Below are 12,061 nucleotides of genomic sequence, written 5' to 3'. Positions count from 1 at the left end.
TGAAAACGCCCGCCGACAGGCGGGCGCTTGCAGCCTGCGGGGCGGGAATCCGATCAGGTCCAATCACCCCCGTCGCCGCCATCGCCGCCGAAATCCGAAAAGTCGTCGTGGCCGCCCTGGTCGTTTCCATAGAGCGCATCGGTGATGCCCGCGTTGCCCGCATCGGCGCCCTGATCGCCGCCGGCATTGTTGGCGGTATCGGCCAGGGCCGTCTTTTCACCGCCAGCCTCAGCCTCTCCGCCGCCGAACGCGTGGGACAGGGCATTGGCAATCATCACGCCGCCCGCGACACCGGCTGCCGTCGACAAGGCCCCTTGAAGGAAGCCGCCGCCACCGCGCGGCTGCATCATGCCGCCACCGCCCCAGGGACCGCCCCCCATCATGCCGCCCTGCGGCTGGCCGTAGGGCTGCTGATAAGGCGACTGGCCGCCACCCCATGGGGAGGCCTGCCGAGGAGGCTGCCTGTAATCGTGCTGCTGCGGACGCGAACCGCCGCCGAAGATGCTCGACAGGAAGCCACCGCCCTGCTGCGGCTGGCGCTGAGCCTGCTCCAACTCGGCCCGCAACTGCTCGTTCTCCGCCTGAAGGTTTCCGAGCGCCTGCTCTTGGATGAAGATCGTCTGCGCCATGGCGTAAGGCGCATAGGGTTGCTGGCGCAGCTTGTCGGCGATCAATCGCTCGGCCTCCGGATCGCGCGGCTGGTTCGCCACCTGCTCGAGACGTCGAAAGATGTCGCTGATGACCTGGCGTTCCTGATCGTTCATGGCGTGCCTCCTTCGGACACATGGACGTTGCCAACTCCATGTAGGCATGGCGCAGCCTTTTGTTAGAGGCGACGGCCAAGCTCGCGGCCCGCCAAATCCCTACTGGGGCTCTGCCGCCATGAACCGCGCGAAGGCATCCTTATGGTCCGGGTGCCAGCGGGAGAGCGGCGGACGGTTTTGAACGATGTCCTCGGCAGCCCAGCGGATGCGCTTCTGGTCCATGTCCCGCGTCGTTTCGTTGTCCGGGCAGAGGACGTAAAATTCGCCGCGCTCCAGGGCCGGCAACAGGAAGTCGATGACCTGCTCCGGCGCCCATGCGCCCGCGGGCTTCTCGGTGACGCCCCGGGCTTTCGTGAACCCCGTATAGACGAAGCCCGGGATGAGCAGGTGCGCCGTCACCTTGCACTCGGGCCTGTTGCGCAGTTCATGGGCCAGCGCCTCCGTGACGACCTTCACGCCAGCCTTGGACACATTGTACGCCGTATCGCCCGGAGGCGTGGTGATGCCCTGCTTCGATCCCGTATTGATAATGGCGCAAGCCGTTCCCTGGTCGATCATGGCCGGAGCAAAGATTTGCACGCCGTTGATCACGCCCCAGAGATTGGTGTCGAGGATGGCGCGCCAGCGTTCCGGATCGCCGAGGATCTGCCCTCCGCCCTCAGTTCCGGCGTTGTTCATCAGCACGGCCACTTCACCGAAGGTGGCATAAACCTTGTCCTTGAGCTGCTCGACGTCCTCGCGCCGGCTGACATCCGTCGCCACCGCCAGTACGTTCTCGGGATGACCGGAAACTGCCGCGACCTCCGCCGCGCTGCGCTGGAGAGCATCGCCCGCGAGATCCGCAAGACACACCTTCATGCCGAGTTCGGCAAAACGCTTGGCGGCCGCAAGCCCGATGCCGCTTGCGGCTCCCGTGACGACGGCAACGCGGTTCCGGGCAATCGCAGGATGATGGGCCATCACTCGTATCCTTCTCATGGGTGGGCTGACGCTCGATTTGTGTAACCCGAGACCGTCACTCTGGCTCCAAGGGAATGATGCGGGCGAAAAATTGCAAGCCAAGACCGGGCTCCTAGCAGAAGAGCCGTGCCGCTCGCTCTAAGCAAAAGCCCCGCAGCGGGTGCGGGGCTTTTGGTCATTCGGCGTCGGTGGATTTCAGAGGCCGGACATTGGTCTCGATCTCTTCCTCGTCGAAGAGGGTCGGATCGTCCTCCGGCACGTCGAGGCGGGTCTTCTTGCGCAGCGAGATGTACTTCTTCTGGATCTTGATGCGGCTCTCGCGGGCGATCTCCAGGGCGCCCTGCACGAGAGAGCGCTCGGCCTTCTCGTTCTGCAGCTCCTCGGTGAGGCGGCGATTGGCCGATTCCAGGGTGTTCCGCTCCTGCTCGAACCGCTTGGTGAGCTGGTCGATGCGCTCGGACAGGCTTGCGACCTTGTTATCGGAGCTTTCAATCTGGAAGTCCTTGGCGGCGATGGCCTTGTTGAGCATCTCCACCCGCTCTTGCAGCTCGATCCGCGAGCGCTGCAGCTCGTTGACCATGGCCACCTGGCGCTCGACCTCCTGCTGGGTCGCCTCCAGGCGACGGTCGAGGGTGTTCTTCTCGATCAGGGTTTCCTTGAGGTTGCGCTCGACGCCGCGAAGCGCCTCGTTCTTGTCGCGCAGCTGGTCTCGGGTATGCGCCAGGATCTTGTCGGTTGCACCCAGGCGCGAGTTCAGGCCCTCGATCTTCATGTCGAGCGCCGACAGGTCGGTCTGGTGGGCCGACCGCTCGGAGTCGATCTGCGTCTCGAGGCGCTGGCGCAGCACCTGCTCGGACATGAGCTTGGTCTCAAGCTCCGAGGCGCGCTGGCGGGTGGCCTCGAGCTGCGTCTCCAGCTCGCCATAGCGGTTCGTGAGGCTTGAAAGACGGTAGTTCTGCTCCTCGGCCACCTTCTGAAGGCGCTTTGTCTCGTGATCGAGGAGGCCGTTCCTTTCGCGGGTCTCGATCAGCTCGCGCTCGGCGCGGGCGACCGTCTGGTCCGCTTCCTGGGCCTCAAGGCGCAGGGCCTGGTTTTCTTCAGTAATGTTTCGGGCGCGCTCGGTCTCGATGGAGAGCTGGTTCTCCAGGTCAGCGACGATCGCTTCCTTGTCCTTCACGTTCAGGCGCAGGTCCTCAATGAAGGATTCCTGCTCGCGGACCTTGCTCTCCGCCTTGCGCAGCTGGGAGACGGCAGCAGACAGGTCGTCCGTCATGCGGGCCTGGCTGCCGGTGAGGTCGGCCAACTCCCGGCGCAGAGCCACCGTGGTCTCCGTCTCCTGCTTGAGCACGGCTTCCGTCTCGAGCAGCCGCGACTGGAGCTGCGGGTAGCCGCGGATGAGGTCGTAGACCGGCTCGCTGAGCAGGGTGAAATCGTCCTTGAGGCTGCGGATTTCCTCAAGCCGGTCGATCAGGTTCGCGAAGCGGACGCGGATCAGCTCGTTCTTCTGCCCTACTGAGTCGAGGGCCCCGTCGGGCCGGACCAGGACCGGCTCCGGCCTCGGCTGTGGAGCCGGCACGGCATTGGAGGACATGGCCTGTTCAATCTGCTCGGGCAGGAAATCCTGCGCCTCGTCCTGAGGCTTCTTGCCAAAGCGGTTCCTGAAAGGCGACCAACCCGTTGCCATGACGCCATTCCCTTACGGTACGAAATACACACGTAAGGTTCTTTTACCTGACAGCATGCCCTCTGGTAAACAAAATTTCGTTGCGCATCACTGTGACATTCTTTACTCGGCCGCTTCGGGCAGGGGCTGCTCAAGGCGCTTCTGGAACCCGGCCTGCTCCAGGGTCTCGGGCATGGGGCCTCCAGTCGCCCAATCGAGAAGCTCGACCGTATGGACGATGGGAACGGGTGTTCCTTTCCCGATCTGGGTCATGCAGCCGATATTTCCGGTCGCGATGAGGTCAGGCTTCGTGCGCTCGATGTTGGCCACCTTTCGGGCTCTGAGCTGGGCCGCGATCTCCGGCTGGAGCAGGTTGTAGGTTCCGGCCGAACCGCAGCAGATATGGCCTTCCGGCACGTCTTTCACGGTAAAGCCCGCCTGCTTGAGGAGCGTCTTCGGTTCCGTACGGATCTGCTGGCCATGCTGCATGGAGCAGGCGGAGTGATACGCGACCACGAAATCGAGGTCCCGCACCGGGTCCATCAGCTTGAGGCTCGACACGTACTCCGTGATGTCCTTGGCAATCTCGGACACCCGAGCGGCCTTCCCGGCGTATGCCGGGTCCTCGCGGAACATGAAGCCGTAATCCTTGATGGTGGTGCCGCAGCCCGATGCGGTGATGACGATGGCGTCCAGGCCCTCGCCGTCCATCTCGGCGATCCAGGCGTCGATGTTGCGCTTGGCGAAGCCGTGGCTTTCCTCGTCCCGGCCCATATGGTGGACGAGCGCACCGCAGCATCCCTCGCCTTTCGGCTGCACCACGTCGATGCCATGGCGGTTGAGAAGACGGATGGCCGCCTCGTTGAAGCCGGGCTTCAGAACCGGCTGGGCGCAACCGGACAGGATCGCGACCCGCCCCCGCCGCACGCCCTCGGTCTTGAAAACGCCCGGGCTGTCGAAGGGCGACCGGGCCGGAATGCGGACCGGCGCCAGCTCGATCATGGCCTGCAGCCGCCGGCCGAGCAGCGGCATCGCGCCGATCAGACCCCCGAGAGGTCTTGCCAGCATGGCGGCTCCGATCGCCAGCCTGAAGCGTTTCGGATAGGGCAATACCCGGGCGAGCAGCGATCGCAGGAGCCTGTCGTGCCAAGGCCTCGTATAGGTCTCCTCGATATAGGCGCGCGCATGATCGACCAGATGCATGTAGTGCACCCCTGACGGACAGGTGGTCATGCAGGACAGGCAGGAGAGACAGCGGTCGATGTGCTTCACCACCTCCGGCGTGGCGGGCTTTCCGCCCTCCAGCATGTCCTTCATGAGATAGATGCGCCCGCGCGGGGAATCGAGCTCGTCCCCGAGAAGCAGGTAGGTTGGGCAGGTGGCGGTGCAGAAGCCGCAATGGACGCAGGTTCGGAGGATCTGCTCCGAGCTGGCCATGGCCGGGTCCTTCAGCTGATCGGGAGTGAAGTTGGTTTGCATGGCTTTGACTTTAGCTCCCCGTTTGCCACTGATTGATGGCCTCGAAGGGATGGATCAGCATGATGATGTTGAGGATGAGGTTGTCGCGGATCCAGAAGCCCACGATGGCTTCCATCAGCACGGCGACGAGGACCGTCAACCAGACGGGCCAGACCTTAGCGAGCCAGAAACCCGCGGCCATGGCGAGTATGTCCGAGACGGAGTTGACGACACTGTCGCCATAATAGTCCAGAGCGATATTCGTCGCACGGTACCGCTCGATCACCGTATCGGTGTTTTCCAGGAACTCCCAGGCGCATTCGATTCCGAGCGCCAGAAGGAATGCGGCGCCGACAGGCAACGGCTTTCCCCTCATGCAGCCGATGAGCCAGGCCGCTCCATAGAACAGGAAGCCATGGATGATGTGCGAGGGAGTGTACCAATCCGTCAGGTGCTGGGAATTGCCGGAGTCCCGGACGGTTCCGTGCCAGAATTCGACCACGCCGCATTCGCAGATAGGCGTCCGCCCCATGGCCAGCAGGATCGCGGCCGTGATCGCCACGAGAAAGACCGAAAGGCTCATGTAAAACGGGAAGCTCGTGCTCCCTGACTTGCCGGCTTTGCCTGAGAAGGCTGCGGTTCCAGTCATCCTAGATTCCCGCATACATCCGGCCCGGGTTGAGGATGCCGGACGGATCGAAGGACGCCTTGATGCCGCGTGTGAGAGCCATCACGGGGTCGGCTTGGGGCTCGAACACGTCCAAGCTCGATCGAAGCGCCTCGGGCGCGCGCACCAGGGTCGCGTGGCCGCCCAGGGCCCTGGTGGCCTCTCGAATAGCGGCGGCTCCGGCGTCTCCCTCGGCGGGCGTTGAGATCCACACAAGACCGCCGCCCCAATCATAGAACCATTGGGCTTCGACCCCCTGCGCGATGCGGGCGACCAGATCGGGCCCCTTCATGGGCGCGGTCGAGATGCGCCAGATCGCCCGGTCGCTCAGACCCGAGAACACCGTTGCGTCGCGCACCGACTGCCAGAGGGCGTCTGCTCCCCGTCCCTCGAGAATATCCGTCGATCCCAGCTTCTTCACGAGACGTCGCACCTCGGCGAGGCGGTAATCCACCGAGACTGAAAAACCCTCCAGCCGAATGATAGTGTGGGCGCCCTGCCGATCCGGGCCCGGAAGATGCGCTGCGCCCGTTATGTCGTAGGGAGACCCAAGGGCCTGGGACAGCGCCTCGATGGCGCGCTTGTCGTCGAGGCCCCGGATCAGGAGGGTCGACCTCCGCTCCTGCTTTGGGAGCACCTTGAAAGTCACCTCGGTAAGAAAGCCGAGCGTGCCCCAGGACCCGGCCATGAGCTTCACGAGGTCGAGCCCGGTGACGTTCTTCATCACCCGGCCGCCCGACTTCACAACCTCGCCCCTGCCGTTGACGAAGCGAACCCCGATGAGACTGTCCCGCGCGGCTCCGGCCATGATCCGGCGGGGGCCTGAGATGTTCATGGCAGCAACGGCTCCAATGGTCGGCTCGCCCTGGGAGCCGAGGACAGAACGGTAGTCCATCGGCTCGAAGGGCAGTTCCTGCCCCTTGTCGGCAAGCGTTCGAACCACCTCGGACACGGGCGTGCCGCTGCGGGCCGCAATGACAAGCTCCGCAGGCTCATAGAGCGTTACGCCCTTCAACTCGGCCGAGGACAGCCCCGCGTCCGCCGAGGCCGGCCGTCCGAGGGCAGCCTTGGTGTTGTGTCCGAAGATTTGGAGCTTGGTTCCTTTTTGGGCTGCTTCACCGATGATCCGGGATGCTTCCTGCTCGTCGCCGGGAGTATAGACAGTCACGCGGCGAGCCTCCCTTCCAGGGGGAACACCTTGGCGGGGTTGAGGAGCCAGAGGGGGTCGAACACGCTTCGGACCCGCATCTGCTGGGCCAGGTCTGTGGCGGAGAATTGATGGGTCATGAGATCTCGCTTCTCGATGCCGACACCGTGCTCTCCCGTGAGGCAGCCGCCCACCTCCACGCAGAGCTTGAGAATTTCCTCGCCCACCGCCTCGGCCTTTTCCATCTCGCCGGGCTTGTTGATGTTGAACATGACCAGCGGGTGGAGATTGCCGTCGCCCGCATGAAAGACGTTCGCGACGCCAAGCCCGTAGGATTTCGTGATCTCGTCGATGCGCCGGAGCACGTAGGGCAGCTGCCCGGTTGGGATCGTGCCGTCCATGCAGATGTAGTCGGCCACGCGCCCTGTCGCTCCGAAGGCGGATTTGCGTCCTTTCCAGATCGCCGCGCTCTCGGCCTCCGATTGCGAGACCTTGATGGTCTTTGGCCGGAACGGCTCGGCGATGGCGACGATCCTCCGGAGCATGTCGTCGATCTCCTGGTCCGAGCCCTCCACCTCGACGATCAGCATGGCCTCTACGTCGAGCGGGTAGCCCGCATGGGCGAAGGCCTCGCAGATTTGGATCGCGGGTTTGTCCATGTATTCGAGAGCGACCGGGATGATGCCCGCCGCGATGATGGCCGCCGTGCAGGCGCCCGCATCCTCCACCCGCTCGAACCCGAAGAGCGCCGGCCGCGCCCCTTCGGCGGCGCGCAGGATCCGCACGACGGCCTCCGTGACCACGCCGAGCTGGCCTTCCGAGCCGGTGATCAGGCCCAGGAGATCATAGCCTGCGCTGTCCAAGTGCTCGCCCCCGATCTGCACCACGGTGCCGTCAATCTGCACCAGGGTAACGCCGAGCAGATTGTTGGTGGTCACCCCGTATTTCAGGCAATGGGCGCCGCCGGAATTCATCGCGATGTTGCCGGCGATCGTGCAGGCGAGCTGGCTCGATGGATCGGGAGCATAGAAGAACCCTTCATGGGCGACCGCCTGGCTGATGCCGAGATTGGTAATGCCGGTCTCGACGCGGGCGATGCGGTTCTGGAAGTCCACATCCAGGACCCGATTCATCTTTGAGACGCCCAGCACGATGGCGTCGGCCTGCGGAATCGCGCCGCCGCAGAGTGAAGTGCCGGCCCCGCGGGGCACCACCTTGACGCCGTTCTCCTGGCAGAAGCGCATGATCGCCGAGATCTCCTCGGTGGAGGACGGCAGCACCACCGCGAGCGGCATCTGGCGATAAGCCGTCAGGCCATCGGTCTCGAAAGCCCGGCGCTCATCCTCGGACACGATCAGGGCCTCCGGCGCAACGATTCGCCCCAATCCTCCGATAATGTCCTTCCGGCGCGACAGAATGGCCTCGTCGGGCTTCGGAAATGCGATCGACATGACGTCTCTCCCTGGCGGATCATGGGCTTCTTAGCCGCAACCCGTCTTAACAGAGAAGGTAGCTGCTCTTCGGGGATTTTTCCAATAATGTGGAATCCCTCTAAGTTGACGTGTGCACCCACAGGAGATTCTTTGATGCGTATGCTCGTTCTCTCTGCCGCTCTGCTGCTTTCCGGGCTCGGCTCCGCCCAGGCTCAGGACGCGGCCGCCGGCGAGAAGGTATTTACCCAATGCAGGGCCTGCCATCAGGTCGGCGAGAACGCGAAGAACGCCGTGGGTCCGGTGCTCAATGGGCTATTCGGCCGCCATTCCGGTTCGGTAGAGGGCTACAACTACTCGCCCGCCAACAAGAATTCCGGAATCACCTGGGACGAGGCAGTCTTCCGGGAATACATCCAGAACCCCCGCGCCAAGATCCCCGGCACCAAGATGGTGTATGCAGGCTTGAAGGACGAGCAGCGCATCAACGACCTCATCGCGTATCTCAAGCAGTTCGACGCCACCGGCAAGAAGGCGACCCCATGAGCGTTCTCGCCTCCCCGGGCGACGAGCGGCGAACGAAACCCCGTATCGGCCTGTTCGTCACCTGCCTCGTGGACCTGATGCGCCCTTCCGTGGGCTTTGCGGCCGTGAAGCTCCTGGAGGATGCCGGCTGCGCCGTCCACGCGCCGGTGCAGACCTGCTGCGGCCAGCCAGGCTTCAATTCCGGCGACCGGGGTACTGCACGCGATCTGGCTGAGAGGACGATCGCAGCCTTTGAGGAGTTCGACTACGTGGTCGCGCCCTCGGGTTCATGCGCCGGGATGATCCGGGCGCATTACCCGGAGCTCTTCGACGACGATCCGAATTGGCTGCCCAGGGCGAACGCCCTGGCGGCGAAGACCTACGAACTGACGAGCTTCCTGGTCGACGTGATGGGCGTCACGCGGGTCGACGCGGCCTTCAGCGGTACCGTCACCTATCACGACTCATGCTCCGGCCTCCGCGAACTCGGCGTGAGGACGCAGCCGCGCAGCCTTTTGGCCAGCATGGAAGGGGTGACCCTGGTGGAGCTGAACGAAAGCGACGTCTGTTGCGGCTTCGGCGGCACCTTCGCGGTGAAATACAGTGACATCTCGGGCGCGATCGTCAATGCCAAGGCCAAGCACGTGACCGAGACCGGCGCTCCGGTCCTGCTGGCGGGCGATCTCGGATGTCTCATGAACATGGCCGGCAAGCTGTCCCGCGACGGCAGAACCATCGAGGTTCGTCACGTAGCCGAAGTCCTGGCCGGCATGACCGATGAGCCAGCCATCGGAGCCGCGAAGGATCCTCGCTCCGCATGAGAGATTACGGACACATGGCCGAGCGGCTGTTCCACATGGACGAACGCACTTGGGAGCGTCACGCCAGCCCCTGGAGCGTGTGGACGAGGATAGCCTCCCTGCCGTTGCTCCTCGGGGCGATCTGGAGCCACACATGGCTTAGGGTGTGGGCGCTGGTGCCCATCGGCCTCGTGATCCTGTGGCTCTGGCTCAACCCCCGTGTGTTTCGCGCGCCGGCCAGGACGGATACATGGAGCGCCAAGGCCACTTTCGGCGAGCGCGTCTGGCTCAACCGAGCGCAGGTGCCGATCCCGGCGCATCATGTGCGAGTGGCCAACATCCTCACGAGCGTCTCGGCGGCGGGCTTTGCTCTGGCCCTCGCAGGCGCAATTCTGAACGATCTTCTCATGGCTATCTCCGGAGGCTTGACCGCATGGTTTGCTAAAATGTGGTTCTGCGACCGGATGGTCTGGCTGTACGACGACATGAAGGACAAGCACCCGCCCTATGCCGCATGGCTTCGCGGCGGACAGAAAGAGGTCCAATGACCGTTCATACCACCTCTCCCCAGTTCAAGAAGAACGCCGCACGCGCGCTCGGAGATGCGCAGCTCCAGAAGGCGCTGAGCAATGTGAAGCAGGGCTTCATCGACAAGCGCCAGAAGGCTGCCGACAAGCTGCCGGAGTTCGAGGCCCTGAGGGACTCGGCGCGCGACATCAAGAACCACACCCTGCGGCACCTGGACCTTTATCTCGAAGCCTACGAGAGCAAGGTGAAGGCCTCCGGCGGACACGTGCACTTCGCCCGCAACGCGGAAGAGGCGCGCGACATCATCCTGGGGATCTGCCGCGACGCCGGCGCGCGCACGGTCACCAAAGGCAAGTCGATGATCTCCGAGGAAATCGGGATCAATCACCACCTCGAGGCGAACGGCATCAGACCCGTCGAGACCGATCTGGGCGAATACATCATCCAGCTCCGCAACGAGATGCCGAGCCACATCATCGCGCCTGCGGTGCACCTGAACGCCACGCAGGTGGAGCAGGATTTCCGACGCGTTCACAAGCACCTCGACGCCAAGCGCGATCTATCCGAGCCGGTGCAGCTCCTGACCGAGGCGCGCGCCGTTCTGCGCGAACGCTTTCTCGCCGCAGACGTCGGCATCACCGGCGCGAACTTCCTCGTGGCCGAGACCGGCACCTCGATCATCGTCACCAACGAGGGCAACGGCGACCTCACGCAGATCCTGCCCAAGACCCATATCGTGCTGGCTTCCATCGAGAAGCTCGTTCCGACCCTCGAGGATGTGAGCCAGCTCCTGCGCGTCCTCGCGCGCTCGGCGACCGGCCAGGAGCTCTCGGCCTACACTACCTTCTCGACGGGTCCGCGCCGCCCAACAGACGCGGACGGTCCCGACAATTACCACGTGGTTATCCTCGACAACGGCCGCTCGGCGATGCTGGGTACCAACTTCGAGGAGATGCTGCGCTGCATCCGCTGCGGCGCCTGCATGAACCACTGCCCGGTCTATCACGCGGTCGGGGGCCACGCTTACGGCTGGGTCTACCCGGGTCCCATGGGGGCGGTGCTGACCCCAAGCCTGATCGGCGTCGACAAGGCCGGCCACCTGCCCAACGCATCCACCTTCTGCGGGCGCTGCGAGAGCGTATGTCCTGTTCGCATTCCGTTGCCCAAGCTCATGCGTCACTGGCGCGAGCGGGAGTTCGAGCGGCACCTGATGCCCGCCACGGTGCGCTCCAGTGTGAAACTCTGGGGCTACTTCGCCAAGCGTCCCGCCCTCTACCGCTTCGCGACACGCATTGCCATGGGGACACTCGGCTTCGTGGGACGCAGCAAAGGCCGGTTCAAATGGCTGCCCATGGCCAAGGGTTGGACGAAGTACCGTGACTTTCCGGCTCCGCAGGGCGAGACCTTCCAGGCCCGTTGGCAGCGCGAACGCAAAGGACGAACCGCATGAGCGCCCGCGACGAGATCTTCTCGAACATCCGTCGATCTCTCGGCGTCAAAGGTTCGGACACCATCCGGCAGCAGATCGTAACCGACCGGCTGGAGCGCGCCCCGAGGGGCGTGATGCCAGCCCGCGGTCAGGTCTCGGGTGAGGAGCGCCTTGCGCTGTTCCGGCTTCAGGCGGAGTCATCGCTCGCCACCGTGACGGAGGTCGCCTCACCGGCTGAAGTGCCGCAATCCATCGCCCTGTTTCTGCGTAACCACAACCTTCCGGCATCACTCCGGATGGGCGACGATCCGCGCCTCGCGGCCATGCCCTGGTCCGAGACCACCCTGGATATCTCGCACGGAGTCAGCGAAGGCAGTGATCTCAATGCGGTGAGTCATGCCTTTGGCGGCGTGGCCGAGACGGGCACCCTGGTGATGGTGTCTGGCGCCGAGAATCCCTCGACCCTCAACTTCCTGCCCGACAACCACATCGTCGTGGTGTCGGCGAAGGACATTGCCGGTGACTACGAGTCCGTCTGGAACCGGGTGCGTTTCGCATTCGGCAAGGGCGGTATGCCCCGCACGGTGAACTGGATTACGGGCCCGTCCCGTTCCGGCGACATCGAGCAGACCATGCTCCTCGGCGCGCACGGCCCCCGGCGGCTGCACGTGGTTGTGGTCAGGGACTGAC

12 protein-coding genes are annotated in these 12,061 nt (G+C 64.2%); 5 read left to right on the top strand and 7 right to left on the bottom strand.

The features are described 5' to 3' along the window. Nucleotides 1-53: 53 nt before the first annotated feature. The 7 genes from DRB19_RS07990 to DRB19_RS07960 all read right to left on the bottom strand — a co-directional run bounded on the left by DRB19_RS07990 (nucleotide 54) and on the right by DRB19_RS07960 (nucleotide 8,110). On the bottom strand, nucleotides 54-764 hold the full coding sequence (locus tag DRB19_RS07990; RefSeq protein WP_114185517.1) for a DUF2076 domain-containing protein: 711 nt from the start codon (nucleotides 762-764) through the stop codon (nucleotides 54-56). A gap of 99 nt (nucleotides 765-863) precedes the next feature. Next, nucleotides 864-1,724, bottom strand: a complete 861-nt coding sequence (locus DRB19_RS07985; RefSeq protein ID WP_114185516.1) for an SDR family NAD(P)-dependent oxidoreductase — start codon at nucleotides 1,722-1,724, stop codon at nucleotides 864-866. Between the two features lie 175 nt (nucleotides 1,725-1,899). Beyond that, entirely contained in the window at nucleotides 1,900-3,408 is a 1,509-nt protein-coding gene (locus DRB19_RS07980) for a hypothetical protein (RefSeq protein WP_114185515.1), read from the bottom strand. A gap of 102 nt (nucleotides 3,409-3,510) precedes the next feature. Next, nucleotides 3,511-4,866 (bottom strand): glycolate oxidase subunit GlcF, encoded by a 1,356-nt coding sequence (glcF, locus tag DRB19_RS07975; RefSeq protein WP_114185514.1) that lies wholly within the window; start codon nucleotides 4,864-4,866, stop codon nucleotides 3,511-3,513. A 10-nt stretch (nucleotides 4,867-4,876) separates the two neighbouring features. Beyond that, the gene (locus DRB19_RS07970; protein ID WP_245439336.1) at nucleotides 4,877-5,428 is read right to left on the bottom strand and encodes a DUF2585 domain-containing protein; all 552 of its coding nucleotides are present in this window, start codon (nucleotides 5,426-5,428) and stop codon (nucleotides 4,877-4,879) included. Between the two features lie 67 nt (nucleotides 5,429-5,495). After that, complete coding sequence (glcE, locus tag DRB19_RS07965) at nucleotides 5,496-6,680, bottom strand: glycolate oxidase subunit GlcE (protein WP_114185512.1); 1,185 nt, start codon at nucleotides 6,678-6,680, stop codon at nucleotides 5,496-5,498. Continuing rightward, complete coding sequence (locus DRB19_RS07960) at nucleotides 6,677-8,110, bottom strand: FAD-linked oxidase C-terminal domain-containing protein (protein WP_114185511.1); 1,434 nt, start codon at nucleotides 8,108-8,110, stop codon at nucleotides 6,677-6,679. The genes glcE and DRB19_RS07960 overlap by 4 nt, the downstream gene beginning before the upstream one ends. Nucleotides 8,111-8,245: 135 nt before the next feature. Here DRB19_RS07960 and DRB19_RS07955 point away from each other — a divergent pair, with 135 nt between their 5' ends. From DRB19_RS07955 to DRB19_RS07935, 5 genes are read left to right on the top strand one after another with little or no spacing between them, the layout of a single operon-like run. Further along, nucleotides 8,246-8,635, top strand: coding sequence for a c-type cytochrome (locus tag DRB19_RS07955; protein WP_114185510.1), 390 nt, complete (start codon nucleotides 8,246-8,248; stop codon nucleotides 8,633-8,635). Next, nucleotides 8,632-9,435, top strand: a complete 804-nt coding sequence (locus DRB19_RS07950; RefSeq protein WP_114185509.1) for a (Fe-S)-binding protein — start codon at nucleotides 8,632-8,634, stop codon at nucleotides 9,433-9,435. Before DRB19_RS07955 ends, DRB19_RS07950 begins: the two co-directional genes overlap by 4 nt. Beyond that, nucleotides 9,432-9,962 (top strand): DUF6653 family protein, encoded by a 531-nt coding sequence (locus tag DRB19_RS07945; RefSeq protein WP_114185508.1) that lies wholly within the window; start codon nucleotides 9,432-9,434, stop codon nucleotides 9,960-9,962. The genes DRB19_RS07950 and DRB19_RS07945 overlap by 4 nt, the downstream gene beginning before the upstream one ends. Further along, nucleotides 9,959-11,392 carry a LutB/LldF family L-lactate oxidation iron-sulfur protein gene (locus DRB19_RS07940; RefSeq protein WP_114185507.1) on the top strand — a complete coding sequence of 478 codons (1,434 nt, stop codon included), beginning with the start codon at nucleotides 9,959-9,961 and terminating at the stop codon, nucleotides 11,390-11,392. The genes DRB19_RS07945 and DRB19_RS07940 overlap by 4 nt, the downstream gene beginning before the upstream one ends. After that, a complete protein-coding gene (locus tag DRB19_RS07935; protein ID WP_114185506.1) occupies nucleotides 11,389-12,060 on the top strand; it encodes a LutC/YkgG family protein in 672 nt (223 codons plus the stop codon). The genes DRB19_RS07940 and DRB19_RS07935 overlap by 4 nt, the downstream gene beginning before the upstream one ends. The last annotated feature ends 1 nt before the right edge of the window (nucleotide 12,061 follow it).

The sequence above is a fragment of the Microvirga aerophila genome, from assembly GCF_003332305.1.
Taxonomy (GTDB): Bacteria; Pseudomonadota; Alphaproteobacteria; order Rhizobiales; family Beijerinckiaceae; genus Microvirga; species Microvirga aerophila.
This window is presented reverse-complemented; position numbering and strand designations above follow the sequence as displayed.

Bases quoted from the DNA above. Each gene is read 5' to 3' on its own strand.
- DRB19_RS07990 (WP_114185517.1), bottom strand. From the start codon at position 764: ATGAACGATCAGGAACGCCAGGTCATCAGCGACATCTTTCGACGTCTC.
- DRB19_RS07985 (WP_114185516.1), bottom strand. From the start codon at position 1,724: ATGGCCCATCATCCTGCGATTGCCCGGAACCGCGTTGCCGTCGTCACG.
- DRB19_RS07980 (WP_114185515.1), bottom strand. From the start codon at position 3,408: ATGGCAACGGGTTGGTCGCCTTTCAGGAACCGCTTTGGCAAGAAGCCT.
- glcF (WP_114185514.1), bottom strand. From the start codon at position 4,866: ATGCAAACCAACTTCACTCCCGATCAGCTGAAGGACCCGGCCATGGCC.
- DRB19_RS07970 (WP_245439336.1), bottom strand. From the start codon at position 5,428: ATGAGCCTTTCGGTCTTTCTCGTGGCGATCACGGCCGCGATCCTGCTG.
- DRB19_RS07960 (WP_114185511.1), bottom strand. From the start codon at position 8,110: ATGTCGATCGCATTTCCGAAGCCCGACGAGGCCATTCTGTCGCGCCGG.
- DRB19_RS07955 (WP_114185510.1), top strand. From the start codon at position 8,246: ATGCGTATGCTCGTTCTCTCTGCCGCTCTGCTGCTTTCCGGGCTCGGC.
- DRB19_RS07950 (WP_114185509.1), top strand. From the start codon at position 8,632: ATGAGCGTTCTCGCCTCCCCGGGCGACGAGCGGCGAACGAAACCCCGT.
- DRB19_RS07945 (WP_114185508.1), top strand. From the start codon at position 9,432: ATGAGAGATTACGGACACATGGCCGAGCGGCTGTTCCACATGGACGAA.
- DRB19_RS07940 (WP_114185507.1), top strand. From the start codon at position 9,959: ATGACCGTTCATACCACCTCTCCCCAGTTCAAGAAGAACGCCGCACGC.
- DRB19_RS07935 (WP_114185506.1), top strand. From the start codon at position 11,389: ATGAGCGCCCGCGACGAGATCTTCTCGAACATCCGTCGATCTCTCGGC.